At 37.3% G+C, this 23491-nt stretch carries 25 protein-coding genes; 14 read left to right on the top strand and 11 right to left on the bottom strand.

Features of this window, described 5'->3' with window-relative positions; genetic code table 11:
- Nucleotides 1-34: 34 nt before the first annotated feature.
- From HX021_RS17370 to HX021_RS17340, 7 genes are all read right to left on the bottom strand, one after another.
- Complete coding sequence (locus HX021_RS17370; protein ID WP_286591810.1) at nucleotides 35-442, bottom strand: hypothetical protein; 408 nt, start codon at nucleotides 440-442, stop codon at nucleotides 35-37.
- 61 nt (nucleotides 443-503) lie between these two features.
- Nucleotides 504-893 carry a DUF4890 domain-containing protein gene (locus HX021_RS17365; protein ID WP_286591809.1) on the bottom strand — a complete coding sequence of 130 codons (390 nt, stop codon included), beginning with the start codon at nucleotides 891-893 and terminating at the stop codon, nucleotides 504-506.
- A gap of 324 nt (nucleotides 894-1217) precedes the next feature.
- Nucleotides 1218-1604 carry a hypothetical protein gene (locus HX021_RS17360; protein ID WP_286591808.1) on the bottom strand — a complete coding sequence of 129 codons (387 nt, stop codon included), beginning with the start codon at nucleotides 1602-1604 and terminating at the stop codon, nucleotides 1218-1220.
- 79 nt (nucleotides 1605-1683) lie between these two features.
- Nucleotides 1684-2739, bottom strand: coding sequence for a tetraacyldisaccharide 4'-kinase (gene lpxK / locus HX021_RS17355; protein ID WP_286591807.1), 1056 nt, complete (start codon nucleotides 2737-2739; stop codon nucleotides 1684-1686).
- Nucleotides 2736-3200 (bottom strand): gliding motility lipoprotein GldH, encoded by a 465-nt coding sequence (locus tag HX021_RS17350; protein ID WP_286591806.1) that lies wholly within the window; start codon nucleotides 3198-3200, stop codon nucleotides 2736-2738. Before HX021_RS17350 ends, lpxK begins: the two co-directional genes overlap by 4 nt.
- Nucleotides 3201-3260: 60 nt before the next feature.
- A complete protein-coding gene (locus HX021_RS17345; protein WP_502959012.1) occupies nucleotides 3261-4544 on the bottom strand; it encodes a PSP1 domain-containing protein in 1284 nt (427 codons plus the stop codon).
- Between the two features lie 100 nt (nucleotides 4545-4644).
- A complete protein-coding gene (locus HX021_RS17340) occupies nucleotides 4645-5787 on the bottom strand; it encodes a DNA polymerase III subunit (RefSeq protein ID WP_286591802.1) in 1143 nt (380 codons plus the stop codon).
- A 210-nt stretch (nucleotides 5788-5997) separates the two neighbouring features.
- Here HX021_RS17340 and dnaN point away from each other — a divergent pair, with 210 nt between their 5' ends.
- The 6 genes from dnaN (at nucleotide 5998) to nadD (ending at nucleotide 10775) form a co-directional block, all read left to right on the top strand.
- A complete protein-coding gene (dnaN, locus tag HX021_RS17335) occupies nucleotides 5998-7119 on the top strand; it encodes a DNA polymerase III subunit beta (protein ID WP_286591801.1) in 1122 nt (373 codons plus the stop codon).
- A gap of 14 nt (nucleotides 7120-7133) precedes the next feature.
- Nucleotides 7134-7793, top strand: a complete 660-nt coding sequence (locus HX021_RS17330) for a DedA family protein (protein ID WP_286591800.1) — start codon at nucleotides 7134-7136, stop codon at nucleotides 7791-7793.
- Nucleotides 7794-8066: 273 nt separating this feature from the next.
- Nucleotides 8067-8639, top strand: a complete 573-nt coding sequence (locus tag HX021_RS17325) for a CAP domain-containing protein (RefSeq protein ID WP_286591799.1) — start codon at nucleotides 8067-8069, stop codon at nucleotides 8637-8639.
- 104 nt (nucleotides 8640-8743) lie between these two features.
- Entirely contained in the window at nucleotides 8744-9619 is an 876-nt protein-coding gene (locus HX021_RS17320; protein ID WP_286591798.1) for a YicC/YloC family endoribonuclease, read from the top strand.
- Between the two features lie 2 nt (nucleotides 9620-9621).
- Entirely contained in the window at nucleotides 9622-10191 is a 570-nt protein-coding gene (gene gmk / locus HX021_RS17315; protein ID WP_286591796.1) for a guanylate kinase, read from the top strand.
- A gap of 8 nt (nucleotides 10192-10199) precedes the next feature.
- The gene (gene nadD / locus HX021_RS17310) at nucleotides 10200-10775 is read left to right on the top strand and encodes a nicotinate (nicotinamide) nucleotide adenylyltransferase (RefSeq protein WP_286591795.1); all 576 of its coding nucleotides are present in this window, start codon (nucleotides 10200-10202) and stop codon (nucleotides 10773-10775) included.
- Between the two features lie 89 nt (nucleotides 10776-10864).
- On the opposite strand, the gene HX021_RS17305 is transcribed toward nadD, so the two are convergent.
- The 3 genes from HX021_RS17305 to kduI form a co-directional block, all read right to left on the bottom strand.
- Nucleotides 10865-11635, bottom strand: a complete 771-nt coding sequence (locus HX021_RS17305) for an SDR family oxidoreductase (protein ID WP_286591794.1) — start codon at nucleotides 11633-11635, stop codon at nucleotides 10865-10867.
- On the bottom strand, nucleotides 11635-12759 hold the full coding sequence (locus tag HX021_RS17300; protein WP_286591793.1) for a BT3233 family polysaccharide utilization protein: 1125 nt from the start codon (nucleotides 12757-12759) through the stop codon (nucleotides 11635-11637). The genes HX021_RS17305 and HX021_RS17300 overlap by 1 nt, the downstream gene beginning before the upstream one ends.
- 89 nt (nucleotides 12760-12848) lie before the next feature.
- Nucleotides 12849-13694 carry a 5-dehydro-4-deoxy-D-glucuronate isomerase gene (gene kduI, locus HX021_RS17295; RefSeq protein WP_286591791.1) on the bottom strand — a complete coding sequence of 282 codons (846 nt, stop codon included), beginning with the start codon at nucleotides 13692-13694 and terminating at the stop codon, nucleotides 12849-12851.
- A 154-nt stretch (nucleotides 13695-13848) separates the two neighbouring features.
- Here kduI and surE point away from each other — a divergent pair, with 154 nt between their 5' ends.
- The 8 genes from surE to HX021_RS17255 all read left to right on the top strand — a co-directional run bounded on the left by surE (nucleotide 13849) and on the right by HX021_RS17255 (nucleotide 22146).
- On the top strand, nucleotides 13849-14637 hold the full coding sequence (surE, locus tag HX021_RS17290; RefSeq protein WP_286591789.1) for a 5'/3'-nucleotidase SurE: 789 nt from the start codon (nucleotides 13849-13851) through the stop codon (nucleotides 14635-14637).
- A gap of 31 nt (nucleotides 14638-14668) precedes the next feature.
- Complete coding sequence (locus tag HX021_RS17285) at nucleotides 14669-14929, top strand: hypothetical protein (RefSeq protein ID WP_286591788.1); 261 nt, start codon at nucleotides 14669-14671, stop codon at nucleotides 14927-14929.
- Nucleotides 14930-15014: 85 nt separating this feature from the next.
- Entirely contained in the window at nucleotides 15015-15884 is an 870-nt protein-coding gene (locus HX021_RS17280; protein ID WP_286591787.1) for a menaquinone biosynthesis family protein, read from the top strand.
- Nucleotides 15885-16105: 221 nt separating this feature from the next.
- Nucleotides 16106-19393, top strand: a complete 3288-nt coding sequence (gene secA / locus HX021_RS17275; RefSeq protein WP_286591785.1) for a preprotein translocase subunit SecA — start codon at nucleotides 16106-16108, stop codon at nucleotides 19391-19393.
- Between the two features lie 20 nt (nucleotides 19394-19413).
- Nucleotides 19414-19872 carry an SPOR domain-containing protein gene (locus tag HX021_RS17270; RefSeq protein ID WP_286591783.1) on the top strand — a complete coding sequence of 153 codons (459 nt, stop codon included), beginning with the start codon at nucleotides 19414-19416 and terminating at the stop codon, nucleotides 19870-19872.
- A gap of 12 nt (nucleotides 19873-19884) precedes the next feature.
- Nucleotides 19885-21075, top strand: coding sequence for a M20 metallopeptidase family protein (locus HX021_RS17265; RefSeq protein WP_286591782.1), 1191 nt, complete (start codon nucleotides 19885-19887; stop codon nucleotides 21073-21075).
- A 10-nt stretch (nucleotides 21076-21085) separates the two neighbouring features.
- Complete coding sequence (locus HX021_RS17260) at nucleotides 21086-21658, top strand: thiamine diphosphokinase (protein ID WP_286591781.1); 573 nt, start codon at nucleotides 21086-21088, stop codon at nucleotides 21656-21658.
- Nucleotides 21655-22146, top strand: a complete 492-nt coding sequence (locus tag HX021_RS17255; RefSeq protein WP_286591779.1) for a GNAT family N-acetyltransferase — start codon at nucleotides 21655-21657, stop codon at nucleotides 22144-22146. Before HX021_RS17260 ends, HX021_RS17255 begins: the two co-directional genes overlap by 4 nt.
- On the opposite strand, the gene HX021_RS17250 is transcribed toward HX021_RS17255, so the two are convergent.
- The gene (locus HX021_RS17250; RefSeq protein WP_286591777.1) at nucleotides 22147-23451 is read right to left on the bottom strand and encodes a M20/M25/M40 family metallo-hydrolase; all 1305 of its coding nucleotides are present in this window, start codon (nucleotides 23449-23451) and stop codon (nucleotides 22147-22149) included.
- Nucleotides 23452-23491 lie beyond the last annotated feature (40 nt).

The following is a 23491-nucleotide window of genomic DNA, read 5'->3' as shown; positions in this document are numbered from 1 at the left end:
TCCGATTTAATTGGATGGCTTTTTTTACTTAAAATTATGGTTGTTGATTGCCTTGTTCATTACCTGATTCCTTCTGTTCTGTTGTTTCTTGAGTAACTGGAATACTTATGGCGGGGCGCTCTTGGATATATTTTACAAAGGCTGCCTTTTGTTCATCTGTTAGTAATTGTGCAATCTTGCTGTCAGACTCACTTTGGACTTTGCCAATGCTTTCTTTTTTGACCTCTGCTGTAGTATTGCTATCTTGAACAATTGTAGATATAGCTTTTTCTTGATCTAAGATAATTGCTGATGCAGCTGCTTTTTGTTCCTCGTTCAAGGTAAGCTTGGTCACCAATTCGGTCACTATTTTAGAAGCACTTTCTTCAGGCGTTGCTTGTTGTGCAAAGGTAAGGCTCATTGCAAGGAAAAAACCTATACCGGTTAAAAATAACTTTTTCATGATGTTTAATTTTAAATGAAATTATTCAATGAACTGTGTGATGTATACCTTATTCAAACTGTTACTCACTTGTAGTGGATTCAGTTTTTGCTGGATGAGTAGCCGTAGGAATTGCTTTTGACGGTCGTTCAGCAATAAGCTTTTGATAGATTGATTTTTGGTCCTCCGTGAGTAGTTGGCTTACCTTACCATCAATTTCTGTTTGTAGTTTATTTAAGCTTTCTGTTTTTGCTTCAGAGCTGGAGCTGCTATCGTTTAAGACCTCTTCTTCAGCTTTTGCCTGATCTAAAAGAATAGATGAAACGGCAGCCTTTTGATCATCATTTAAATTCAGTTTTTGTACGAGCTCTGTGGTCGCTTTAATAGCAATTTCTTCTGGAGTTGCTTGCTGAGCGAATGTTAGGTTCAATACCAAACAATATCCTATAGTTGTTAAAATTAGCTTTTTCATATCTATTGTATTTAAAAAGTTACAATTATAACGTCTTAGTATAGAAACTGTTCAATATCAATTTATGTTGTATCAGATAGCTTACTTTAACAGAACTTTAACAAAGTTATATTAAATAACTGTCTTATAATCAGGTGTTTATTTAGTTTTGTAAGAAACTTTTAATATTGGTTCTAAATACAGTGTTTAAAGTAAGATCAATTTATTTCTGGCCGTACTCATATTTTATTTGACTTTGTACTAGTCAATGTCGCTTCAGATAATGTATACTATCTCTTTGTAAAATGGTCGATTAATTATTAATCGACCATTTTGTATTTGTCTTCATTGATTTTCTGTATGTTTAGGCATTCTGCTTTTCATTTTTTCCTGCTGTTCTTCAAAGAGCCTGGCTTGCTCTGGGCTAAGCCATGATTTTATCTTGGCTGTCTGTGCTTCGCGTTGCTGTCTAAACTTTTCTATATTTGCTTTACGATTGCCGCCTTCATTTTTTAATGTTGTACGCTGTTGTGCATGAGCTAATACCAGATTGTATATTGAATCTTTTTGTGTCTGGTTAAGTGTTAATAATTTGTCCAGGCGTTCTACACGCATTTTGGCTTGTTCTTCAGGACTATGTTTGGGAGTTGTGCCTGTTACTTTTTGTTGTGCAATGCCCCAGCTTGAAACTAAAAGCAAGTAGGCTATTGCCATTAACATTTTCTTTTTCATCGTTTTATATTTTAAGTTTATGTTCCTATTGAATATAAATTTGACAAAAAAGTTTAACGAAAATTGTCTTTAACAAAATTTAATGTTGATTAACATTTGGGCTTTCTATTGCTTTATTCAGTACGTTGAGGAATAGGTCTTTTTGGACTTCATTATGAAACTGAAGACCAATAGGCAGATAGACTAAGTTTACATGCGTTAAAAGATCCTTAAATGGTTTTAAACGCTGAAAATCTTTTTCTGTGGTTAACAGAATTTTATTTGAACTGGCTGAAGCGTGATATGTTTTTAGAATATATTCCATATCTGAGCTGGTAAAAGAATGATGATCACCAAAGGAAAGATGTATAATGGATTTGGCTTTCTTTTCGATATAATCCACCAAAGGCTGTGGTTTAGCAATTCCAGTCACCAAAATAATATCTTTATCATTAAGATCAACCTGATCACCAATACTATTTATTGGATGAAGATAGTCAATACTGCTGAATATGATTATAGCTTTTTTATTATAGCGTCTTAATTTTTTCTCTATAAGTTTCTGGTCTGCAATGGAAACATTAGCAGGACATTTGGTTACAGCTATAATGTGTGCCCGCTTTGCCTCTATAAGCAAATCTCTAAAGTTACCTGAGGGGAATACGAACATTGGCTTTGCGAATGATTGGAAATCAAATAAAAGAATATTGAATAGGGGAGACAATTTTCTATGCTGATAAGCATCGTCCAAAATAATAATTTGATGATCATTTTTAAGTTTATCTATACCAGTGCAGCGGTCCTCACTGACGGCCACAGTTAGTTGTGGAAATTTGTTTTTGAACTGCAGGGGTTCATCACCCACGGCCATCGCAGAAGAATCTTTTTCAACGATAAGAAATCCTTTGGTATTTCTACCATATCCTCTACTGAGGATAGCTATTTTATAGTTATTTTGCAGATGGAAAGCTATAAATTCGGTCATTGGACTTTTACCAGTCCCTCCAACGGCTAAATTACCGATAACAATTGTGGGGATAGAAAAGGACTTTGAAGAAAGAAAATGAAAATCATAGAGGCGATTTCTAACCCATATAATACACCCATATAGAATGGAGAATGGAAAAAGGAGATATCTTAGTAAGCTAATTATCATTTTGGAATAACCTTTAGACCAATATCTGTAATTTCCTTCAAAGGGTTTTCTCGCATATGTTGTTCAATAGAAACGATGTATAGACCAGTATCTGGAAATTGATAATCATTATGGATGATTGTTTGATTATTATATAAGCTACCTGATGATTTACCAGTCCATTTTCCATCTGGTTTTGCTAATTTAACTTCCTTACGAAAGGTATAACGTTTTTTGTCAGGTCCCTGTTGATGAATGAGAACAAAAAGATTTGAAAATGCATATTCCGGTGTATGACGTATATCCATCAACACATCGTATTTTTTTGTATTATCACTGATGTGGAATTGAAAAGTGGAGGGTGAGGTATATAGCCAAGCTTTGTTGTCTATGGGATTATTCTCATTCAAGATAGCCGTTTGGTCACAAGATACCCACAAACCAGTACATAAAATTCCAAAAAGAAAAGCCTTTAATTTCATTTTAAATATATATAAAACAGAATCTGCCTAATACAATCAAATTTATTAGGCAGATTCCTTTTATTCTGCTTTAGGATTATTATTCCCTCTGTTTTTATTTCTATGACGATTAAATCGCTTTTTAGGCTTGTTATTGTTTCCACCTTCTTTGGGATCTTTATTCGCCACTGTCGGATTTGAACTGTCTACAGTTGTCTGCTTGGGCACTATTTGTTTTTGGGGATTTTGTTCAATCTTTTCATTTTTCTGCCCCCCTTTGTTTTCCGGCCTTGAATTATTGTTTTTGGATTTTCTTTTTTTCTTCCGTTTATTTCGCTCATCGAGACGAGTTAGGCTATCCTGTCCAACTACATTTTCATAATCGTAATTGATATTTTTTTCTTCCCTGACATTATCAGTTTCTATCGTACTTGATATTGCTTCTGGTTTAATGCCTTGCTTATTCATTTCAACAAGCTCTTTGACTTGTTGAACAGGCATTGCGATCCAGTTTTCTGCTCCTGGGAAAGAAAACCACATCATTTTTTTGAAGATATCGGTTTTTTGTAAATAGGCAATCCCCCTTAAAGTTTCGATGCGGTCAATGTTATTTGGGATATCTTTCAATGCATCCATATAGCTATCCAATTCGTAATTGAGACAGCATTTTAATTTACCGCATTGCCCAGCTAATTTTAACGTGTTTAAGGATAGATTTTGATACCGCGCTGCAGATGTTGACACGGTTTTAAAATCTGTTAACCAAGTAGAACAGCAAAGTTCACGGCCACAAGATCCAATACCGCCGAGACGACTAGCTTCTTGACGCATACCAATCTGGCGCATTTCAATCCTTATACGGAAGGCTTCGGCCATTTTTTTTATCAATTCCCTGAAATCAACGCGACCTTCTGCTGTATAATAAAACGTTGCTTTCGTTTTATCACCTTGATAATCCACATCTGAAATTTTCATGGATAAACCTAAATCTAAAGCAAGTTTACGTGCTTTATGCATGGTTTCCCATTCAAGATCTTTTGCCGCGTTATACTTTTCTACGTCCACTTCATTTGGTTTCCGATAGATTTTTTTTGTTACTGATTCTGCTGTAACATTATTCTTTTTTAATTGTAACCTGACCAGTTCACCTGTAAGGGAAACATGACCAACATCGTATCCCCCTGTTGAAGGTTCTACAACGACCATTTCACCCATTTCCAGATATAGGTTGTCTACATTAATAAAGAAATCTTTTCGAGATCCCTTGAATCGTACTTCGACGATATTAAATGGTTTATAGTTTGAAGGCATATCCATATCGGAAAGCCAGTCATATACATCTAATTTATTACATCCGCTAGTCATGCAGGAGCCATTGTTTTGGCATCCTGCCGGTATACCATTCGCTGTGGTACTACCGCAACCTCCGCCGGATGAGCAACTGCCACATCCCATAGTTTTCTATTTATATATATTGAGTTCCTTTCGGAAACGTTTTGTACTTGTATATTAATGTTAATTGCAAAGATAAATCTAAAAATAATATTTTGGGATTCGCATTTCTCTCAACAAAATAATGCGTTTCCTCAAATAGATTTATTGTTGCTTCAATTTGTTCAATGCTATAATGTAATGCAAATTTTTGAACAAAATCCAATTCTTTGGTTGATAAAAATACTAAACTGGAAAGACTTTCTTTAATCAAGATGATCTGTCTCATCATATTGATCGCATAAAAAAGAAAGCTTTTTTGATTTTCTCGCCCCATTTTAGCCAATTCTTCCTCTACTAATGAAATCATATTGGTACCAGCATCTGATACAACAAATCGGAGCCAATTGACTAAAATACCAAATTGATTATTGGTCTGTGAATGAAGTTGGTTGAATGCTTCTTGTAGATTGCCGTCAGAAATAAAAGCAATTTCAGAAGCCTCCTGATCAGAAAGATGCTCTGTTGTCATCAAATAATGAGCAACTTCATTATACCCCAATTTTTTTATTTTTACTAGTTGAGTACGTGAAATGATTGTATTCAATATTTTGTCCTGATTCTCAGCAACCAAGATAAATAGGGTCTTTTCAGGGGGTTCTTCAATTAATTTCAATAAAGCGTTGCCTTGTGTATCCAGATATTCAGGCAACCACATAATTAAGACTTTATATTCAGCTTCGAAAGCTTTAAGGCTTAATTTCTTGATGATGGCATGTGCTTCGGCAATATTGATATTAACTTGTTTATTGTCTGCATCCAATTGATTTCGCCAGTGTTCCAATCCCATATAAGGATTGGATAAAAAAGATTTGCGCCAACTTTCTGCATAATCAACGGCTGTATCTTCTTTGTGTTTTGCGATAAAAGGATAGGACATATGTAAGTCGGGATGGATCAACTTACCATATTTTCGACAAGATGAACATTCTCCACAACTATCGGATGCCTGCTTATTTTCACAGTTCAAAAATTGAGCGTAAGCATAGGCCAAAGCTAAACTTCCAGAGCCCTCGGGGCCCAAGAATAATTGGGCATGGCTCACACGGTTTTCCTGAACCGTACGAACAAGGTGTTCTTTGATTTCTTTATGCCCAATGATATCTTTAAACTGCATACACTATTGCTATTATACAAATGTAACTAAATATTGTGATTTCTAAGGGTGAATTTGGTTTCTATACTTTTGAAAGTGTGTTTATTAATTGAAATACAACTGCTTATTTCATCCGTATAAATCTTTATTTGTGGAAAGAAAGGCGCTTATAAAACAAAAAAATATTGATTAATTTGTGTATTATTGCACATAATAATTAGCATTTAGGAAATGAGATTCATTGTATCAACATCAATTTTATTAAAGCAGTTACAAGCTATCAACGGAGCATCTAGTACAAGTACTGTTTTGCCAATTTTGGAAAACTTTCTTTTTGAAATAAAAGATAATAACTTGACTATATCTGCTACGGATTTGCAGACAAGTATGGTTACTTCTTTGCAGATAGAAGCAAAAGAAGAAGGAAGAGTAGCTATGCCTTCAAAGATTTTGATAGAAACCTTAAAAACGCTCCCTGATCAACCTGTAGCATTTTCAGTAGATATGAACACCTTAGCTATTGAAATCAGTGCCGGCGATGGTAAGTATAAATTGAGTGGTGAAAATGCCGATGATTTTCCTAAGATTCCTTCCATTGACAATGGTTCCATTATTCAGATGCCGGCTCCAATTTTGTCAGAAGCCATCAGTAAAACGATCTTTGCTGTTAGTAATGATGAATTAAGACCTGCAATGTCCGGTGTTTTGGTGCAATTGGCAGAAAAAAATGTGACTTTTGTTTCTACAGATGCACATAAATTAGTGCGTTATACCAGGACAGATGTTGGCGCAGAAAAACCAGCATCACTTATCTTGCCGAAGAAAGCGCTATCTTTATTGAAATCTTCCTTACCTTCGGATGATACTGCCGTTTCTATTGAATACAACCAAACAAATGCATTCTTTAGTTTTGGCAATATCAATTTGATCTGCCGTTTAATAGATGAACGTTATCCTGATTATGCTGCTGTCATTCCTCAGGTTAATCCTAATAAACTGACAGTAGATCGATTACTTTTCTTAAATACATTGCGAAGAGTTGTAATTTTCGCTAATAAAACAACACATCAAGTCCGTCTGAAAATATCAGGAAGTGAATTAAATATTTCGGCTGAAGACCTAGATTTTTCCAACGAGGCCCACGAACGGTTGTCATGTCAGTTTGAAGGGGATGATATGGAGATTGGTTTTAATGCCAAATTCTTGGTTGAAATGTTAAACAATCTTGAAAGTGAAGAGGTCGTTATTGAAATGAGTACACCAAACCGTGCTGGCTTATTGATTCCGGCTGCGTCTGAAGACCATGAAGATATCTTAATGTTGGTGATGCCTGTGATGTTGAATAACGCTTAATTTTCTTATCAGTTTTGGAATTAATTACACACCTTATTGACTTTATCCTCCATATTGATAAACATTTGGTTGAAATTGTCAATGATTATCAGACTTGGACATACCTCATTTTGTTTCTCATTATTTTTGTTGAAACTGGTGTGGTGGTAATGCCATTTTTACCTGGAGATTCCCTGTTATTTGCTGCAGGAATGTTAGCAGCTCAACCTAATGAATTGAATATAGGCTTGATGATTTTTGTTTTATTGATTGCCGCAGTTACAGGAGACTCACTTAACTATTCCATTGGAAAGCATTTTGGAATGCGATTGACAAAATTTAAGCTTTTTGGTAAGCAGGTTGTCAAGGATGAACAGATTGCTAAAACGCATTCTTTTTATGAAAAATATGGAAGCAAAACCATTGTTATAGCTCGTTTTGTTCCTATTGTACGTACTTTGGCTCCCTTTGTTGGCGGTATAGGAAGGATGAATTATGGAACATTCATTACTTATAATGTTGTCGGTGCAGTACTTTGGGTAGGAGGAATAACCTTAGCTGGTTATTTTTTAGGGAATATTCCAATTATCAGAGACAATTTTTCCAAGGTAGTATTGTTTATTATCTTTATTTCCATACTACCAATCATCGTTGAAGTAATAAAAGAAAAAATAAAAGCTAAAAAGGGAGTCTAAATCAGGCTCCCTTTTTTATTCTTAGAGCAGATTACAAAAGGAACTCACAATCGATTGATTTTTAGTGTGCTTAGATGGGATCCAATAGAAGGTAACCAATATATTACTCTTTTCTTTTCGGACGATTCATTTTTCGAGTCTTTTCTTTGGTGTTATCAGCTTTTGAAATGTATCATATTCATTTTCATGTTTATATAATTTTTAACTGCCAAAAACTCAAAAAATATTAAACGTTAAATACTAAATGAAGTCTTTTTAGGTTAAAGGATTGATATGAAATATTTCGTTTTAGCATTTACTTTATTTTTCACGCAGTTTGTTTTTGCCCAGCGCGTCATTGTAGATCATCGACAGGCAAAAGAGGCCTACGAGCTACTAAATAAGATTCGTACTAATCCAGAGCGATATAAAAAGGAATTGAGACTTTTTAATCTACACAAGATAAAAAGGACACAATTGAAATGGAATAAACAACTTGCGGAGGTTGCAGAATACCGTGCAAAGGACATGGCTAAGCGTTCCTATTTTGATCATGTTTCTCCTGAGGGATACGGGCCAAATTATTTTATCGTAGAAGCAGGATATAGTCTTAATTCTACATGGCTGGCTAAGCGAAGCGCAAATAATTTTGAATCCATTGCCGCCAATCGTGCTAGCGCAACAGATGGCATTAAAGCCTTAATTATTGGTAAAGAAGCCCCAGGATACCATCACCGGACCCATTTATTGGGGATGGACGAATGGAACAGTTCATTATACGATATCGGGATTGGTTATGTGAAGTGTAAGGGTCGCAGACCTTATGAGAGTTATCTTGTTGTTATTATAGCCAAACACGATTGGTAAATAGACTAGGGTTCCTTCAACATAAGCAACGTTAATTTAAGGAGTATCAGCAATTAATAACGACAGTGCTTTCAACTTTTATCTGAAAAGTCATACCTTTGCATATGATAAAATCCATGACAGGATATGGCACGGCTTTCAAAGAAAATGGTAAAGTCAAGTATAGTGTCGAAATAAAGTCCTTAAATTCTAAATTCCTTGAATTAAATCTTCGTTTGCCCAAAGTAGTTTCGGACAAAGAATTGACCTTGCGTACTGAATGTAGTAAGCTCATTGAACGTGGAAAGGTCAATCTGAATGTCACTGTTGAATATAACGATCAAACAGCTAAGGCATCATCCATCAATGCTGATCTATTGAAAAAATACTATTATCAATTACAGCAGATTGCCGGCGAGCTCCATGATAATCAGGCTAATTTGTTCGAACTGGCTTTAAACATGCCCGAAGTGGTCACCAATAATGATGACACAGTTGACGAAGAGGAAGCAAAAGTATTGATGGATGCCTTTTATGATGCAGTCAAACATTTTAACACCTTTCGTGAGGATGAAGGCGAGGTCCTGTCAGCAGATTTAAAGAAACGGGCTGCACTTATCCTTACCTATTTAGGCGAAGTTGAAAGGTTAGAAGTCGAACGTATTCCCCTAATAAGGCAGCGGATCGAGCAATTTTTAAATGAAACCGTAGGAAAAGAAAATGTTGACCAAAATCGTTTCGAACAGGAACTTGTTTATTATATAGATAAATTGGATGTTACAGAAGAGAAAGTTCGATTGCGTTCACATTGCAATTACTTTTTAAAAGCTTTTGATTCTGCAGATTCAAACGGAAAAAAATTGGGTTTTATTTCCCAAGAGATGGGAAGAGAGATCAATACTTTGGGCTCTAAAGCTAACCATGCCGGTATTCAACAGATCGTTGTCAAAATGAAGGAAGAATTAGAAAAAATAAAAGAGCAATTGCTCAACGTATTATAAGGATGAGTGGTAAATTAATCATATTTTCAGCACCATCAGGAGCAGGAAAAACAACTATAGTAAGAGATCTATTAAGTAAACATGGTGATAAAATAGAATTTTCTATTTCAGCAAGTACACGTGATCCAAGAGGGCAAGAAGTTGATGGAAAGGACTATTATTTTATGTCCAAAGAAGAGTTTTTGCATAAAGTAGCAAAGCAAGAATTTATCGAATTTGAAGAAGTATATTCAGGTACCTTCTATGGAACATTACGTTCTGAGATTGAGCGGATCTGGAAAGAAGGTAAAAATGTCATTTTTGATATCGATGTTGTTGGTGGCTTGCGTTTGAAGTCTAAATTTCCAGAGCAGGCGATCTCTATATTTGTCCAGCCTCCTTCATTGGAAGTTCTTAAGGAGCGTTTGACCGGAAGAGGTACAGACTCTGAAGAAAAGTTGAAAGAGAGATTTGCTAAAGCGGAGCTGGAACTTACCTATGCAGATAAATTTGATGTCATCTTGAAAAATTTCGATTTGGCCACGGCATGTGCTGAGGCCGAAGAAATTGTCATGGGATTTATAAATAAATAGTACTGTCCATGCGAAAGATTGGTTTATTTTTTGGATCCTTTAATCCTGTCCACATTGGACATCTGATTATAGCCAATTATATGGCCAATTATACAGGGCTTGATGAAGTTTGGTTTGTCGTATCGCCACAAAATCCATTCAAGAAAAAGATGACATTAGCCGATCCTTACGATCGTCTTGAAATGCTGCACTTAGCATTGGAAGGGTGTGAGCATTTGCGTGTGAGTGATATTGAGTTTCACCTTCCTATTCCATCTTACACAATCGATACTTTAACCCATTTAAAAGAGAAGCATCCAAATCGTGAATTTGTACTGCTTATGGGAGAAGATATTCTTGAATCTTTAGAAAAATGGAAGAATGCGGATATTATTCTCCGTGATTATCAAATCTATGTTTATCCTCGGCCAGGATATGATGGCGGCAAATTGAGGACGCATCCGTCAATAACAATGACAGATACACCTTTGATGGAATTATCTTCTACCTTTATCAGAAAAGCAATCAAAGAAAATAAAAATATTCAATTTTTTACCCCACAGAAGGTTATTGAATTTATTGATAAAAAGGGACTTTATTTATAAGCTGAATCTCTGTATTTCAATCTAGAAAAAGGCTTTATCCTTAAGGATAAAGCCTTTTAAACATATTAACTTTTAAAGGTTGATTTCTGTTATCTCCCCATCCATCCACCATCGACTGTAAGAATGGTGCCGTGGACGTAATCTGATGCATTTGACGCAAGGAATACTGCCGGGCCTTTAAAGTCCTCAGGAGTACCCCAGCGTCCAGCAGGGATACGTTCCAAAATAGATTTGGAGCGTTGCGGATCATCTCTCAGTGCTTCAGTATTATCGGTTGCAATATAGCCTGGGGCAAAGCCATTCACATTAACCCCTTTAGCTGCCCATTCGTTTGCAAAGGCTTTTACCAATGAACCTATCGCTCCTTTAGAAGCAGCATAACCCGGAACATTGATCCCACCTTGGAAGGTCAATAATGATGCGGTAAATACAATTTTACCGGTTCCACGTGAAATCATGTCTTTTCCAATTTCCCTGGTGAGGATAAATTGAGCATTTTGATTGATTTCAATAATTTCGTCCCAATATTCATCTGGATGCTCAGCAACGGGTTTACGAAGGATATTTCCGGCATTGTTGAAAAGAATATCAATTGTTGGATGCTCTGACTTTACTTTTTCAATAAATTTGTATAGTTCAGTTCTTTTGGAAAAATCACATTGATAGGCATAGAAATTTCTACCAAGGGCTTTGATTGATTTTTCTATTGCAGAACCTGTTATTTCCAATGATGCCGAAACACCAATGATATCTGCTCCCGCTTCGGCTAAAGCCTCAGCAATAGCTTTTCCAATTCCTCTCTTGCAGCCTGTCACCAATGCTACTTTTCCGGTTAAATCGAAAGATTGCAGTATGGACATTATTTTGAATATTTAATAGTTAAAGGTTGACTGATGTTATTGCTAAAGTCTTTGATATAGGCTTGCCATTGATCAAAGCTTGTTATTTTTCCGGCTTTATTGAATGCAGCCCCTGCAAAGTAAACCAATGGACTGTTATTTTTTACAGTTGTAGCTAATAAAAATTGTTTTGGACTGTCTTTGAAAGCATATTTCACCTTCGGTAAGATTACTGCGGTTCCTGTAATTTTATCTCCTTCTGCAGGTTCCCAATAAGCTAATATGCCATTCTTTGTATCATTCAGGAATTGAGGTTTGTCCTCATTCCTTTTTGAGATACCAACGACAATAGGCGTGCTGCTAGAGGTGGTGTTTTTGACCGAATAACTTATTTTGTTCAATTGGCTACCGGCATCTAAGGAAATGGTTTTTTCAATCTGTAGATTTTGGCCGTTTACATTTTCAGGTGCATAGATCAGCTTGAATGTAGAACGAAGTGGGCCGTTATCTAATACTTCAAACTGACGGTAATGCTTGTGATAGACAACCTCTTGATTGATAAAAGGGGTGGCATCACCTACGCCTAAGGTTTGTCCAACAGAATAGTAATCTAAGCCTTTTCCATGATCAGCATGATAATCACCTGTTTTGTACCATTCATCAATGACAAGATCATTACTGCGTTTAGCCCAGAAATCAAATCCTTGGGCATCTTCTGAGCTTCCTTCCAGCGCTTTTCCATAAGCTCTAAACGCTGCAATATCGTTTTCCCAGGCAAAATCATCTTTGCGTTCCGGGACATAGCGCGCATATGTTTTCGATGGGATTACTGTAGGGGTATTGCCGTTTACACCAAAGGTCAGCGAGCTTTTGGGAGCTATTGTAACCTGTACTAATACGTTTTGAGGCGTGGCATTTCCTAGTTTTTCTAATTGATATGCTAATTCCCTTTTGTCATGGTTGTCAATAATTGTAAACGCATTGTTTTTTAGGTCAAAATGCTTTTCGAAGACCGTATAAGGAATACTGATTAATTCTGTTCTGGAAAGCGCAGAAGGGTTGTTTACGGTAATAGTTTTGCTGTTCTGGGCAAGGACAACAGTTGAAAGTCCTAGCGTTAAACTTAATATGAATATTTTTTTCATGATGAGTTTATCTTAATATCCTGTGATTTTATGGTGAAAATTATTGCACAAAATCGCCATATTCATTATTTGTATTTTTTGCGAAAGTACTATTTCAATGCTGTAATAGCACATTTATCCATATCATCATAGTCTAAATTCTCACCAGCCATTCCCCAGATAAAAGTATAGTTGGATGTTCCTGCGCCTGAGTGGATAGACCAAGGCGGCGAAATCACGGCTTGATTATTACGCATCCAGATGTGGCGTGTTTCATCAATTGGACCCATAAAATGGGAAACTGCTTGATCTTCGGGTAATTCAAAGTAGAAGTATACTTCCATACGACGATCATGGGTGTGCGCAGGCATGGTATTCCATACAGATCCTGGTTTTAATTCGGTCATGCCCATCTGCAGCTGACAAGTTTGCACGACTTTGTTTAATAGCATCTGATTGATTGTACGGTGATTGGCTGTTTCCAATGATCCTAGTTCGAGCTTATTGGCATCTTCCTTTGTGACCTTTTTAGTTGGATAACTGCAATGCGCAGGAGTTGAGTTTAAATAAAACTTAGCAGGATTGTTACTATTTAGACTTGAGAAATAGATTTCTTTTGCACCCTGACCAATATAAAGTGCTTCTTTGGTATTCAGTTCATATACTGTCCCATCTACCTCAACTTGGCCATTGCCACCTACATTGATGATGCCCAATTCTCTTCTGGACAGAAAATAAGGCTCCTTTAATAATTCAGGGATAGTATCTAATTTGATTTTCGAATTTACAGGCATTGCACCACCGGCCATATAGCGGTCGTAATGCGTATAGACAAAGTTAATTTTATCGGTTTCAAAAACTTTTTCAATTAAAAAATTCTCTCTTAATCCTTGAGTATCTAAAGTTTTGTATTCCTTTGGCCCGATAGCATAGCGGGATTCAAAATTAATGCTCATAACTGAATGATTTTCTTTGTTTAAAAGTCTAATTTAGGGTTAATATTTGTCAATAGCGATACAATCTTACGCAAACGATGTCGTAATTATGTAATGGTTTTCTGGTAAGGGATAATTTCATGGATTTTATTTTTCAGATTTACTAACTTCGTATATGGTAAAGAAGAAACCCAACATTTTAGTTGTTAATGATGATGGCATTACAGCCCCTGGAATTAAGGTGCTGTTGGAAGAAATGCAAAAGATTGGAAATGTCGTTGTTGTAGCTCCAGACTCAGCACAGTCAGGAATGGGGCATGCTATTACACTGGGCAGACCACTGCGTTTGGATAAAATCAACCTTTATGAAGGAGTGGAAATGTATCAATGTTCGGGAACACCTGTAGATTGTGTTAAACTTGCTGTCAATAAAGTTTTTAAAGGACAAAAACCTGATATCTGTGTCTCAGGGATTAATCATGGTCTGAATAATTCGATCAATGTGCTTTACTCAGGCACCATGTCTGCTGCGGTAGAAGGCGCTATCGAGGGGATACCTTCCATTGGATTTTCCCTTGATAATTTTTCTCATGATGCAGATTTTAGTTATTGTAGGCCATATGTTACTGCTATTGCTGAACAGGTTTTGGCAAACGGGCTTCCTAAAAATACACTGTTAAATGTTAATTTTCCGCAAACATCGGGTTTCAAGGGGATTAAAATATGTAGACAAGCAGGTGGACATTGGGTTGAAGAATTTGACGAGCGTATTGATCCCCATAATCGAGATTATTATTGGACAACGGGCAAATTTGTCTTGCAGGACCGTGGTGAAGATACGGATAGTTATGCTTTGGCAAATGGTTATGTTTCTGTTGTTCCCACACAATTCGATATGACAGCACATCATGCTATCCCTGAATTGAATTCCTGGAGTTTTGATTTTGATGGAACTACGCTATAAATAGCAGGAAATAAGAATACACTTTACACGAATGAAAAATAATCTCCTGGTCGGATTGGGAGTGGGAATTGTTTCTCCTATGTTAGCATATACTTTGGTGTGTTTGACAGATATTGAACACTATTTTCTTCCCGATAAACCCATGGCAGTTTACACTATTGCGATATTTGTCAATTTGATCTTATTACGTTTTGCTTATCGTGCTGGGAATGATAAGATCGGAAAAGGAATTATCACGATGACATTTTTTGCAATGGTACTCTATTTAATAACGCATAAAGTTACTGTATAACGACTTCAATCTATGTACATATTGGTTCTCTGTTGATGGATATGTCATAATAAGATGCTTATATGGAGCTATAAAAAAAACACGTATGAAATTAACTTTGGGGTTTTCTCCATGCCCAAATGATACATTTATTTTTGATGCCCTGATTCATCATAAAATTGACACCAAGGGATTGGAGTTTGCTGTTGAATATCAAGATGTGGAAACATTGAATCTGAAAGCTTTTCAAGGTGATCTTGACATGACCAAATTGAGTTATCATGCCTTTGCCTACGCCGTTGAGGATTATGAACTTTTGGATGCTGGGAGTGCATTAGGTTTTGGTGTGGGGCCCATGTTGATAACAAAGGATCCTGAATTAGCGAAAATACTTCAGGAGAAATTAAATAATGGTGAAAATCTTGGCGAATTTGACCAATTAAGAGTCGGATATCCAGGAAGGTATACCACGGCCAATTTTTTGCTTGGACTGGCATTTCCGGAGCTATCCAATAAAGTAGAGCTGGTTTTTTCAGAAATTGAAGAAGCTCTATTGAATAATTCGATTGATTTAGGATTGATTATTCATGAAAACCGCTTTACTTATGCTGAAAAAGGCTTGTATAAGGTTGTTGATTTGGGTGAATATTGGGAGAAAACGACAAAATTTCCGATTCCTCTTGGCGGTATTGTCGTAAAACGGTCACTGCCAACGGAAATAAAAAATACGTTGAATACGATTTTAAAAGAAAGCGTAGCGTTTGCTTTTGCCAATCCCAAGTCTGGACTTGATTTCATTCGTCAACATGCACAGGAAATGAGTGAAGAAGTGATGTATAAACATATTGAACTGTATGTAAATCAATATTCTATTGCACTGGGGGCTGAAGGACGGAATGCTATTACTAAAATGTTTGAAAAAGCACAGGAATTGGGTTTTATTCCACAATCGAATAAAAGGCTGTTTCTATCATAGCAGGAGTAGGAGGTAAACATGTTATCCTTGTTAGATGGTTATATAGCCTCATAATTTCAATAAGCCCATACTCAATGTAAAAAATAACGTAAAAAAAATAGTGGTAAGCTGTTAGATATCATATCTAATAATTAAATTTGCCCGATTAGTGTCAAATTGTCTGCAATTTTACTTTGGAGTCATTATTGCACAACATCTTTAGTTGAGATAGAAAAAAAATTATGTTAAAGTTTTTAAGTAAATTATTTGGAAGTAAATCCGAGAGAGATATCAAGGGGATTCAGCCTGTGGTAGACCAAATCAAAGCTGAATATGAGAAGCTTTCAAATCTAACCAATGACGAGTTACGTGCCAAGACCGTTGATTTCAAAGAAAGAATTAAGAATTACCTAGCAGATATTGACCAAGAAATTGATACGCTTAAAGCCGAAGCTGATCAAGATGAGGACGATATGGCGAAGAAAACTTCTATATACGAACAAGTAGACAAATTGTCTAAAGATCGTGACAAGAAGTTAGAAGAGGTATTGAAGGATATTTTACCTGAAGCATTTGCTGTGGTTAAAGAAACTTCAAGACGTTTGACCGAAAACGAAGAATTAGAAGTTACGGCCAACGATTTTGATCGAGAATTGGCTGTTTACAAACCAAATGTCATCATTAATGGTGATAAAGCTATCTGGAAGAATAAATGGATGGCTGCAGGCACCGAAGTGACATGGAATATGGTTCATTATGATGTCCAGTTGATTGGTGGTATTGTACTTCATAGTGGAAAAATTGCCGAGATGGCAACAGGTGAGGGTAAGACATTGGTTGGAACTTTGCCAACTTATTTAAATGCGCTTTCAGGGCAGGGAGTACATATCGTTACCGTGAATGATTATCTGGCCCGTCGTGACTCCGAATGGAATGCTCCCTTATTTGAATTTCATGGTCTTTCGGTAGATTGTATCGATAAGCACCAACCAAATTCACCACAACGTCGTAAGGCTTACCAATCTGATATTGTTTATGGTACGAACAATGAGTTTGGTTTTGATTATCTACGGGATAATATGGTTCAGACTCCGGATGCATTGGTGCAGGGTAAGTTGCACTTTGCGATGGTCGATGAGGTTGACTCTGTGTTGATTGATGATGCGCGTACACCATTGATTATTTCAGGACCAATTCCACGAGGAGATCAACATGAGTTCTACCAGTTGAAACCACGTATCGAACGTTTGGTACATGTACAAAAAGCTTATATCAATACTGTCTTAAATGAGGCAAAAAAAGCATTAGCTGCTGGAGACTCCGATGTTGAAGGTGGAGGTCTGGCCTTATTGAGAGCCTATAGAGGATTACCTAAAAACAAAGCACTGATTAAATTCCTGAGTGAAGGAGCCAATCGTTCTATCTTGCAAAAAGTAGAAAACTACTACATGCAAGAACAAAATAAAAACATGCCTAAAGTAGATGCAGAACTTTATTTTGTCATCGATGAAAAGAATAATCAAGTAGAGCTTACAGAAAAAGGTATTGAGCTAATTACTGCAACAGGTGAAGATCCTTCATTCTTCATTTTACCTGATGTAGGTACTGAAATTGCAGAAATTGAAAAGTCTTCATTAACATTGGAAGAAAAAGCTGCTCAAAAAGAGGACTTATTACGGGATTATTCCATCAAAGCAGATCGTATCCATTCCATCAATCAGCTGTTGAAGGCCTATACCTTATTTGAAAATGATGTAGAGTATATTGTTGATGAAGGAAAGGTAAAAATTGTAGATGAGCAAACAGGCCGTATCATGGATGGCCGTCGTTACTCAGATGGCCTACATCAGGCGATTGAAGCTAAAGAGAATGTGAAAGTAGAAGATGCCACGCAGACTTATGCTACGATTACTTTACAGAACTATTTCCGGATGTACCATAAACTTTCTGGAATGACGGGTACAGCTTCAACCGAGGCAGGAGAGCTCTGGGAAATTTATAAACTGGACGTGGTTGAAATTCCTACAAACCGAGGTATTCAACGTGAGGACCGTCAAGATTTAATTTATCGTACCGCACGTGAAAAATACAATGCTGTAGCAGAAGAAATCCAGCGATTGACAGAACAGGGCCGTCCCGTATTGGTTGGTACCACTTCTGTGGAGATCTCGGAATTATTGAGCCGTATGCTTCAATTGCGTAAAATTAAGCACAATGTATTGAATGCTAAGTTACATCAAAAGGAAGCAGATATTGTTGCTGAAGCAGGTCGTCCGGGTCAGGTAACCATTGCTACAAATATGGCTGGTCGTGGTACAGATATTAAATTGACTGAAGCCGTTAAAAATGCCGGTGGTCTAGCAATTATTGGTACCGAGAGACATGAGTCGCGTCGTGTCGACCGTCAGTTGCGTGGTCGTGCGGGTCGTCAGGGAGATCCAGGTTCTTCTCAGTTCTTTGTTTCCTTAGAAGACAACTTAATGCGCTTATTTGCTTCAGAAAGAATCTCTAACATCATGGTCAAGATGGGGGTTGAAGAAGGGGAGGTCATGCAGCATAGCATGTTGACCAAGTCTATCGAACGTGCACAACGTAAAGTTGAAGAAAATAACTTTGGTATCCGTAAGCGCCTATTAGAATATGATGATGTGATGAACTCACAGCGTACGGTAATCTATTCAAAACGTAAAAATGCTTTATTTGGTGAGCGTTTAGATGTGGATTTGAATAATATGATCTTTGATGTTGCGGAGGAAATCGTTGCAGAAGCTAAAGAACAAGGTAATTATGAGGATTTCCAGATTGAAGTCATCCGTATTTTTGCAATTACCCCAGAAATTACAGCTGAAGAGTTTGCCCAAGGTAAGATTGAAGGATTGACTGATCGCCTTTTTGATCAAGCCATCAACGCCTATCACCACAAAATAGATGCTATTGGTGCATTGACAGTTCCGGTATTGAATAATGTATATGCTGAAAGAGGTCAAGTGGTTGAAAATGTCGTTATTCCATTTACAGATGGTATTCGTGGTATCCAAGTTTCAGCTAACTTAAAGAAAGCGATCGACAGCAATGGTAAAGAAGTGTTCAAAGCATTTGAGAAAGGTATTGTATTAGCGTTAATCGATGAAGCTTGGAAAGAACATTTACGTGAAATGGATGATCTAAAACAATCTGTTCAAAATGCTGTTTATGAACAAAAGGATCCTATCATTATTTACAAAATGGAAGCTTTCAATCTGTTCAAATCCATGTTGGCTTCAATGAATAAAGATGTGATTAGCTTTATTTTCAAAGGAGAAATCCCGGGTCAAGAAACAACTTCGTTACAGTCAAGACAAGTACAGCAAGCACCAGTGAAAACTGTTGAAACCAAGGCTGAATTGGTTTCTCCTACAGGTGTGAGTGATGAAGATGTAAACGAAGGACCGAAGGAGCCGGTTCGTAATGAGAATACTGTTGGACGCAATGATGAGTGTCCTTGTGGTTCAGGAAAAAAATATAAAAATTGCCACGGCGCAAATAACTAATCGTTGAGAAAGGTTAAACTATGCTGAAGAGAGGATTGATTTTCATACATGTACTTGTGTTATTGATGATTGTTCAGGTAAATGCACAAGAAAAGGGCGGAGTGCTCGTGACCAAAGATTCTTTGATTACACAACTTCAGAATTTTAGAGCAGCTATGGGAATCAATCCTGTCGAAAGCAAACCCATAGTGGTGCCTACTAAACCGGTCGTCCGTTCAGCGGCGACCCGAGTGAAGGTAAGGGGCTTCCGTGTACAGATTTTTGCTGGATCCAGTAGAAATCAAGCCTTTGCAGAACAGACGCGCTTCCGCAGCATGTATAAAGATATTGATACTTATATTACCTATGATGAGCCCAATTATCGGGTAAAAGTAGGGGACTTTAGGAGCCGCTCTGAAGCAAATGCATTTATGCGCGAACTGCGCCAATATTTTAGCAACGTTTTTGTATTTTCCGAGAACGTTTTTGTCTATCAATAAATTATCAACCTTATGGCAAGTACGAAAGAAAAAGTCCTGGCCTTAGCTCATCAATATTTTGAAGATACGGTCACCAACCGTAGACATCTTCATCAGAATCCAGAACTGTCCTTTAAAGAATATAATACTTCCGCGTTTGTAAAATCTCAGCTGGAAGAATTGGGGATACCCTATGAGACTAAAGCAGATACAGGTATTGTAGCATTAATCAAAGGCGATCTACCTTCGGATGAAGTCGTTGCTTTGCGTGCAGATATGGATGCTCTGCCAATCCAAGAGGTCGAAGGGCGCTCATATGGTTCAAATAACCCCGGAGTTATGCATGCCTGTGGACATGATGTGCATACCGCCTCGCTTTTGGGAACGGCTAAGATATTAAATAGCTTAAGAGCGGAGTATGGGGGGACTGTGAAGCTGATTTTTCAACCTGGTGAAGAACGCTTGCCGGGCGGAGCTTCTTTGATGATAAAAGAGGGCGTTTTACAAAATCCGGCCCCTTCAGCAATAATCGGCCAACATGTTATGCCTTTTATTGAGGTAGGAAAAGTTGGCTTTCGAGAAGGAAAATACATGGCTTCCTGTGATGAACTGTTTATGACTGTCAAAGGAAGAGGAGGGCATGGTGCTCATCCCCACCAAAATATTGATCCTATTGTTATTACAGCTCATATCATCACGGCCTTGCAGCAGATTGCCAGTCGATTTGCAGATCCACGGATCCCAACGGTACTGTCCTTCGGTAAGATTATTGCCAATGGAGCAACTAATATTGTCCCAGATCAAGTGTATTTAGAAGGAACATTCCGTACGTTTAATGAGCAATGGCGTGCCGAAGCACATGATAAAATGGTGAAAATGGCTGTAGGTATTGCTGAAAGTATGGGAGCAACCTGTGAATTTGAGGTGTGCAAAGGTTATCCATTTCTGATCAATGATCCGGAACTTACCAAAAATGCACGTACTTTTGCTGAAGAATATCTTGGAAAAGATAACGTGGTCGATTTGGATCTTTGGCCAGCAGCAGAAGATTTTTCTTACTATTCACAAGAGATAAATGCTTGTTTTTATCGTTTAGGTACCGGCAATATCGCCAAAGGCATTTCCTCAGCGGTGCACACACCTACTTTTGATGTAGATGAAGCCTCTCTTGAAATTAGTACCGGATTAATGGCTTATGTCACTCTACGTAGACTCGGATACTAAATCATAGCACATGTCATCACATCACATCGTCAGGGAAAATCAGGAGCCCGCTTTACTTATTGAGGACCTATTTCTTGTCGGTGAGGAAGATTTTGGGCAATTGTTGGAATGGAGCCCAACAATTGTCATTGAAGAAAAGAGCATAGATATATTGGAGGCACGTGGGTATAAATTCGATATTGTTTTTACGCAGGGATCCATTAATCAGGCGCAGGAAAACCTCAAAGTGATTACCTACCAAACAGATTTCCTTCGATCCGCGATAGAATATCTTATTGATCATCAGTATAAAGCCGTCAATATTGTAACCGATCAGATTGATATAGGACTTTATATCCCATATTTAGACCAGATGAATATTGCGCTGTTCTCAAAAGGGATGCGGTATTTTTTTGTCAAAACAGGTTTTACCAAATGGAAACCTAAGGGCGAGGAGATTCAAGTGGATGGTCAAGGACAGGCAATAGCACATAGCGGACTAAAGAGAGTCACTGACAAAAGTTACCAAACAGAAAAGGATGGCTTATTTGTACTTGAATTTTCCCATTCGAAATATATTTTAATAGGAGAGAAGACTTCATGATAACAATAGCATTAGCAGAACAGACTGATATCCGGAGCATTTCCAATATGGCCTATATCATTTGGCCAGATGCCTATGGGGATATCTTGTCAAAGGACCAGATCGATTTTATGCTTGAAAAAAGCTATAGCATCGAGGGACTTGCAGAAAGCATGGTTAATGGTCAGTTTTTCTATATTTTGAAAGAAGAAGGTGTTGCCCAAGGTTTTGTCGCACTGAAAACATTTGAGAATAAACTTCGTATAGAAAAGCTCTATTTGATGCCCCATGTACAAGGGAAAGGCTTTGGAAAGGCAATGATTGATTTTGCAGCCGAGAAAGCGCATGCAAAAGGAAAAGGTATTTTAGAGCTTAATGTCAATAGATACAACCCTGCTTACCATTTTTATTTGAAGCAGGGATTTTTTGTCACTGATACGCTTGATACTCCTTATTATGACTATGTCCTGAATGACTATGTCATGCAGAAGGAGATTGATAAAATCTAGTTAATCTTTCAGTTTTTCTACACGGGAGGGGGTCTGTTTGCCTTCCACAATTCCAGCGGCACCAATGGCAATGGCTTCAATACTGGAAACAATATTTTGAATGTTCAATGTGGACACTTCATCCTTCACCGTGTGATAAAGTTCATCCTTATCCATTTGTGACGTAGAAAATGAATGTGCTGGAACCCCCTTTGCAGCAAGTACCGCATTGTCACTTCTATAAAAAAGATTTTGTTTAATATAAGGGTCTGGATAAAAACGGAAATTGGTGTTTTCAAGATTCTCTTGCATTAATTTACCTAGATTTGACTGATCATAACCCGTAATATATACCGTGTTAGGACCAAATTTGGAATCTTTCCCGATCATCTCCATATTGATCATTGCGACCACCTGGTCCGCATTGATATGATTGGAAAAGTATTTTGAGCCATACATGCCAAGTTCTTCTGCTGTAAAGGCAACAAAAATAAGTGTCCTTTCATTATTATTCTGCTTCTTGTAGTATTCTGCCAAAGTCAACATAGCCGTTACGCCAGAGGCGTCGTCATCAGCACCATTCGCAATGGAATCCTGACCAACACTTGGCAAAATACCGATATGATCATAATGGCCTGAAAAGATAACATATTCTTCAGGTTTACTTTTACCAGGAATTATTCCGGCAACATTGAATAGTGGAAACCGTTGAATTTCCCTCTCCATATGGATTTCAAAGGTTTTAGGATTTTCCTTGGTCAAAATATAAACAATGGAAGGTTTCTGTGTATTGGAATCTTCAATAAATTTGGCCCCGTTGAGCATTTGCCCAAAACGGGAAAAATAATTTTCAAATGAAGGGTCTACAAGAACAAGTGTATTCTCCTTGGATAAGGAATATTGCCTAAATACCGTAGAAAAGTCATCCCCTGGTTTGATGTTGACAACCTTAACCTGGCTTTTATTATCCCATTGTAGGTGAATATGATTTCCAAGCGTAATGATATGCCCATCAGGAATAGTTTTTTTATTTATAGAGGCGGACAGCCTTTTTGGAGAAATCTTATCCAACTGGAATGTTTGTCTATAATTTTGTTCGGCATAAGGCATTAGGCCTATCCTTTTCATTTCATTAGCAATAAAATCTGCCGCGGATTCGATATCCTTGGTCAGGGCCGACCTGCCCCGCATATCATCAGCAGCCAAGGTGTTGAGGATCCGTTCAGCATGTTGGCGTTCTAGAGTAGAAATGACCTGTTGTCCATTAGCGAGAATTGACAATAAGATGCAGAATGAGGTTAAGAATATTTGAGGTAGTGATTTCATATGCAAATAATTATTAAAATATCGATTCTCCTGATATAAA

The organism is Sphingobacterium sp. N143 (assembly GCF_030325625.1).
Taxonomy (GTDB): Bacteria; Bacteroidota; Bacteroidia; order Sphingobacteriales; family Sphingobacteriaceae; genus Sphingobacterium.
This window is presented reverse-complemented; position numbering and strand designations above follow the sequence as displayed.

Coding starts and splice junctions, on each gene's coding strand:
- HX021_RS17370 (WP_286591810.1), bottom strand. CDS start 442: ATGAAAAAGTTATTTTTAACCGGTATAGGTTTTTTCCTTGCAATGAGC.
- HX021_RS17365 (WP_286591809.1), bottom strand. CDS start 893: ATGAAAAAGCTAATTTTAACAACTATAGGATATTGTTTGGTATTGAAC.
- HX021_RS17360 (WP_286591808.1), bottom strand. CDS start 1,604: ATGAAAAAGAAAATGTTAATGGCAATAGCCTACTTGCTTTTAGTTTCA.
- lpxK (WP_286591807.1), bottom strand. CDS start 2,739: ATGATAATTAGCTTACTAAGATATCTCCTTTTTCCATTCTCCATTCTA.
- HX021_RS17350 (WP_286591806.1), bottom strand. CDS start 3,200: ATGAAATTAAAGGCTTTTCTTTTTGGAATTTTATGTACTGGTTTGTGG.
- HX021_RS17345 (WP_502959012.1), bottom strand. CDS start 4,544: ATGACTAGCGGATGTAATAAATTAGATGTATATGACTGGCTTTCCGAT.
- HX021_RS17340 (WP_286591802.1), bottom strand. CDS start 5,787: ATGCAGTTTAAAGATATCATTGGGCATAAAGAAATCAAAGAACACCTT.
- dnaN (WP_286591801.1), top strand. CDS start 5,998: ATGAGATTCATTGTATCAACATCAATTTTATTAAAGCAGTTACAAGCT.
- HX021_RS17325 (WP_286591799.1), top strand. CDS start 8,067: ATGAAATATTTCGTTTTAGCATTTACTTTATTTTTCACGCAGTTTGTT.
- HX021_RS17320 (WP_286591798.1), top strand. CDS start 8,744: ATGATAAAATCCATGACAGGATATGGCACGGCTTTCAAAGAAAATGGT.
- gmk (WP_286591796.1), top strand. CDS start 9,622: ATGAGTGGTAAATTAATCATATTTTCAGCACCATCAGGAGCAGGAAAA.
- nadD (WP_286591795.1), top strand. CDS start 10,200: ATGCGAAAGATTGGTTTATTTTTTGGATCCTTTAATCCTGTCCACATT.
- HX021_RS17305 (WP_286591794.1), bottom strand. CDS start 11,635: ATGTCCATACTGCAATCTTTCGATTTAACCGGAAAAGTAGCATTGGTG.
- HX021_RS17300 (WP_286591793.1), bottom strand. CDS start 12,759: ATGAAAAAAATATTCATATTAAGTTTAACGCTAGGACTTTCAACTGTT.
- kduI (WP_286591791.1), bottom strand. CDS start 13,694: ATGAGCATTAATTTTGAATCCCGCTATGCTATCGGGCCAAAGGAATAC.
- surE (WP_286591789.1), top strand. CDS start 13,849: ATGGTAAAGAAGAAACCCAACATTTTAGTTGTTAATGATGATGGCATT.
- HX021_RS17285 (WP_286591788.1), top strand. CDS start 14,669: ATGAAAAATAATCTCCTGGTCGGATTGGGAGTGGGAATTGTTTCTCCT.
- HX021_RS17280 (WP_286591787.1), top strand. CDS start 15,015: ATGAAATTAACTTTGGGGTTTTCTCCATGCCCAAATGATACATTTATT.
- secA (WP_286591785.1), top strand. CDS start 16,106: ATGTTAAAGTTTTTAAGTAAATTATTTGGAAGTAAATCCGAGAGAGAT.
- HX021_RS17270 (WP_286591783.1), top strand. CDS start 19,414: ATGCTGAAGAGAGGATTGATTTTCATACATGTACTTGTGTTATTGATG.
- HX021_RS17265 (WP_286591782.1), top strand. CDS start 19,885: ATGGCAAGTACGAAAGAAAAAGTCCTGGCCTTAGCTCATCAATATTTT.
- HX021_RS17260 (WP_286591781.1), top strand. CDS start 21,086: ATGTCATCACATCACATCGTCAGGGAAAATCAGGAGCCCGCTTTACTT.
- HX021_RS17255 (WP_286591779.1), top strand. CDS start 21,655: ATGATAACAATAGCATTAGCAGAACAGACTGATATCCGGAGCATTTCC.
- HX021_RS17250 (WP_286591777.1), bottom strand. CDS start 23,451: ATGAAATCACTACCTCAAATATTCTTAACCTCATTCTGCATCTTATTG.